This window comes from Vibrio superstes, from assembly GCF_003569005.1.
In the GTDB taxonomy this organism is placed as follows: domain Bacteria; phylum Pseudomonadota; class Gammaproteobacteria; order Enterobacterales; family Vibrionaceae; genus Vibrio; species Vibrio superstes.
Genome location: NZ_BCUR01000001.1, coordinates 683,795 through 684,372 on the forward strand (window position 1 = coordinate 683,795; position 578 = coordinate 684,372).

General features: G+C 51.2%; 1 protein-coding gene. It reads right to left on the reverse strand.

What is annotated here, in order from left to right; translation table 11 throughout:
- Positions 1 to 578, reverse strand: a 578-nt coding sequence (locus D5I41_RS02860) for an Ig-like domain-containing protein (RefSeq protein ID WP_119008408.1), incomplete at both ends; no start/stop codon positions are given.

A 578-nucleotide genomic window follows, 5' to 3' on the forward strand; every position in this document is an offset into this window, starting at 1 on the left:
CAACTGTCACCGCGACTTCTGCACTTGAATACTCTTCGTTGCCATCGGTGATGGTGTAGCTAATCGTTGCTTCACCATTGAAGTCTTTCGCTGGCGTGAACACCAACTTACCGTCAACGATCTCTACCGTGCCTTGCTCTGCAGGAACTGACGCGGCAGTGATAGTCAGCTTGTCACCATCAACGTCTGTATCGTTGTTCAGCACATCAATCGTTATAGCCGTATCTTCGTCAGTGCTTGCGGCATCGTTAACAGCTATAGGACCGTCGTTCTGCGGCGCAACCGCCACAGCCACTTTGGCGCTAGATTCTTTATCGCCATCGGTGATGGTGTAGCTAATGGTGGCTTCACCGTTGAAGTCTTTCGCCGGAGTGAATACCAACTTACCGTCCACGATTTCTACCGTGCCTTGCTCTGCAGGGACTGAAGCGGCTGTGATAGTCAGATCATCACCATCAATGTCTGAGTCATTCGCCAGAACATCAATTGTGATTGGGCTGTCTTCATTAGTCGTAGCCGTATCATCCACTGCGGCAGGGCCATCATTCTGTGGCGCAACTGTGACTGCGACTTCAGCA